General features: G+C 44.0%; 4 protein-coding genes. All 4 read right to left on the reverse strand.

The window, feature by feature from the left end; translation table 11 throughout:
- A partial coding sequence (locus tag RWX26_RS11165) for a DUF6261 family protein (RefSeq protein WP_314581796.1) occupies nt 1–604 on the reverse strand: 604 nt, incomplete at its 3' end.
- A 650-nt stretch (nt 605–1,254) separates the two neighbouring features.
- Nucleotides 1,255–1,707, reverse strand: a complete 453-nt coding sequence (locus tag RWX26_RS11170) for a GNAT family N-acetyltransferase (RefSeq protein WP_314581798.1) — start codon at nt 1,705–1,707, stop codon at nt 1,255–1,257.
- Nucleotides 1,708–2,553 carry an aldo/keto reductase gene (locus RWX26_RS11175; RefSeq protein WP_314581801.1) on the reverse strand — a complete coding sequence of 282 codons (846 nt, stop codon included), beginning with the start codon at nt 2,551–2,553 and terminating at the stop codon, nt 1,708–1,710.
- Between the two features lie 76 nt (nt 2,554–2,629).
- Nucleotides 2,630–2,824: a hypothetical protein gene (locus RWX26_RS11180; protein ID WP_002903311.1), complete on the reverse strand. Its 195-nt coding sequence runs from the start codon at nt 2,822–2,824 to the stop codon at nt 2,630–2,632.
- Nucleotides 2,825–3,181: the final 357 nt, after the last annotated feature.

The raw sequence follows: 3,181 nt of genomic DNA on the forward strand, positions 1-3,181 counted from the left end.
AGCGCATAAAGAGGTCATAAGTGCGGGAGATTTCCGTGCGCAGCTGCTTGGTCTTACCGACTTCCTTGCTGGACTTGGCTACACGCGCTAGGGCTTCGGCCTTATCATAGTCTTCCTGAGCAGTCGTCACTGCGCTAATCACTGGTGAGAGTCCCAGCGTAGTCACTGCCGCATTGTAGGGCTCTTCCTTGAGAGTTTTGAGGAGACTCTTAATCTCAGCAGTTGCGACATCGTTATTATGCTTGGTGATATCCTTGTACTTAGTCAGGACTGGAGCCAGTGTCTCGTGGGCTTCCTTAAACTTTGCTTCCTTTATCTTGGCAAATCCCCTATGCAGGGTAAAGAGTCCGACCAGAGCGCTGTCCCGCTCCTTATCTACCTCAGCCAGACTTGTAGTCTGTTTCTTTTCCACGCTGGCTAGCTGTTTCTGGAACTCTTCTAGCTTGTTCGCAAAGGGCTCCAAGTGCGTGCTATACATATCTTCGTTTTTATTTGCCTTGACAAAGTCCGAGATGATTTGACGAGAATCCGTCATCAAACTTTCAAACTCACGGTGAGTAAAGTTGCTATAGGTCAGGGGACGAATGGTATAGTTAGTAGTCATAATAAAACCTCTCCAATAATTTGATAAACTAAGTATAGCACGTGGCAATAAAACTTTTACAAGGCTGCCCTGAAATGTCATTTTTTATCCCTGAATAACACTTTTTCAAAATCAAAGACATAAAATATTCCCACCCGACGATTTCTTTAACTTCAGATGGGAATTATTTCTCTTAAAAAATGGATTATCAGAGTATTTCACGCTTAGAATGCTTTAAAATTTTAACAAACGCTAATATTCGAACTTTAGAACATTTGGAAATTATAGCAAACTACAACATACGACAGATAGAAAGCGCGGATTTTTTAACAAATAGGACTATTCGAAACCTAGATTATCTAAATAATTTAGTAAATACTCGTATTCGGCCTTTAGATTGATTGGATATCTAGCCAGAGATGACTCTTTGAGTTTTTAATGATTACCTTTTTCTCCTATCTCCCCACTCTCAAGGGCTCGATACCTTCTTCAATCAGTTGGGTGTAATTTCCAATTCTTGGGTCTTCTTCATCTAACTCCCCCATCTTAGTGTTTCGTTGGATATTGGTCTCATTTTACACCTTTCATTATTGCACTGAAACATCTTCTTTTATAGTTTCTTCTGGCGGTAGAGATAAAAATCCCCAGTTCTTTTCAAACTGGGGATACTTTTATATTTTTAATTCATATACTTCCTGCCAGCCGGCTGGTCCTAATATACGCTGGGGCTGTTTGCTAAAACCAGTCTCTCGGTAGAGGTAGGAAGCAACTTGATTTCTCTCATTGACGCCTAGCATGATGCTTTTATACATAGGCAAATATTCTCTTATGAAATCAGGCAAGAGCTTCAGCGTCTGACTACCGTACCCTCGCATCCGAAAGTCTTCATCCGTTGAAAAGCTACGAAGGAGCAGGCTCTCTGGCTGACCGCCATAAGTAAACTTCTTTTCTCCAGCATCCAAGATCAGAAAGGTTACGATTTGATGTTCTACGAGACCTACGATGGCATAGCGATTTTCTAAGTCTGCGACAGCCTGGCTAGGATGGCAGGTAAATCTCAAGTCGGTTAAATGGTAGGACTGCAAGGTTTTTCTATCTGAACTTCGATAGAATCGGATTTTCATCTAAAAATCCATCCCATCCGGATTTGGTGCGCCACCGGCCAAACCGCTGACATTTTTGAGCACTTCCAAGTCCGCATCATCTAGCGCAATGCCAAAGCAGTCCAGATTGCTGGCAATCCGGCTCGGAGTAACCGACTTAGGCAGGGGCAGGAAGCCTTCCTGCAAGCTCCAAGCTAGAGCGATTTGGGCAATAGTCTTGCCATACTTGTCTGCCACAGCTTGTACGGCTGGATTTTGGAAGAGCTCTCCTTGGCCAAATGGTCCCCAAGCTTCCAGTAAAATCTCATGCTCACGGCAGAAGTTCACCGCCTCTGTCTGATAGACACCTGGAGCCAGACGGATTTGATTGACAGCAGGAGTCATGCGCGCTGTTTCAAGCAAGGCTTCTAAGTGATGAGGCAGGAAATTGCTGACGCCAATCGCTCGAATCTTGCCAAGATTATAAAGGTCTTCCATAGCCCGCCAGACTTCGGCATTGCGCTTTTTCCAAGCATCGTTTTCCCTCAGGGGTTTGGGATTAGGCCAGTGGATGAGGTAGAGGTCCAGATAGTCCAGTCCCAACCGCTCCATTGAGGCCGCAAAGGCCTCTTGAGCCTCCTCATAAGTATGAATGTCATTCCAAAGCTTGGTCGTGATGAAGAGCTCCTCCCGAGGGATTCCGCTGTCCTTGATTGCCCGTCCGACACTCTCTTCGTTCTTATAGATAGCCGCCGTGTCAATATGCCGATAGCCTGCCTTGAGAGCGGCTAATGTTGCCTGATAGGCTTCTTCGCCATCCTGAGCCTTCCAAGTACCAAAGCCCAGCACCGGAATGCCTACACCATTGTTCAAAAGATATTCTCTCATCTCACATCTCCTTTATAAGTTCCATCTACTGCCTTCAGCAAGGCAGCTGCTATAGTGTTCACAAGAGCAGAACTGCTCACTTTTTTTCCTTTTTCTTCAGTATTGGCTTGGGTTTAAAGATATTTTCCTTAGTCGGCTCCATACCTTTACTGAAAAAGCTATAGATAATGAAAGCTACTCCTGCGACAAGGATCAAGATTCGTCCAAAGATCAGTCCCGCCAGCAGTAAAACAAGTCCCATTATCAGAAATTTAGCATCAATTCGTTTCATAGCCTACTCCTGTTTACATTATAGTCTCATTATATCACGCCTAAGAAAGCAATTCAAATCTAGGCGAAGACTATCAAGTCGTCTGCCAAACAAAAAGAACAGGTTGCCCTGCTCTTTCTGAAAAATATAAGGAGACTAATTAAAATACCTGCGGTTCTCATACATGGAATCGTTCTTGACCATCAAGATAAGTAGCTACTAGCTCTAAATCTTTATCTAAGACGATAAAGTCAGCATCGTAGCCTTCCTTGATCTGTCCGCAGACATCATCAATATGGACTGATTTTGCTGGAATCAGGCTAGCCACTGTCTCTTATACACATCTGACGCTGCCGACGACTTAATAGGTGTAGATCT

Source organism: uncultured Streptococcus sp., from assembly GCF_963536705.1.
Classification (GTDB): Bacteria; Bacillota; Bacilli; order Lactobacillales; family Streptococcaceae; genus Streptococcus.

What these genes read in the sequence shown, in the direction of transcription:
- RWX26_RS11175 (WP_314581801.1), bottom strand. Translation starts at nt 2,553, where the DNA reads ATGAGAGAATATCTTTTGAACAATGGTGTAGGCATTCCGGTGCTGGGC.
- RWX26_RS11180 (WP_002903311.1), bottom strand. Translation starts at nt 2,824, where the DNA reads ATGAAACGAATTGATGCTAAATTTCTGATAATGGGACTTGTTTTACTG.
- RWX26_RS11170 (WP_314581798.1), bottom strand. Translation starts at nt 1,707, where the DNA reads ATGAAAATCCGATTCTATCGAAGTTCAGATAGAAAAACCTTGCAGTCC.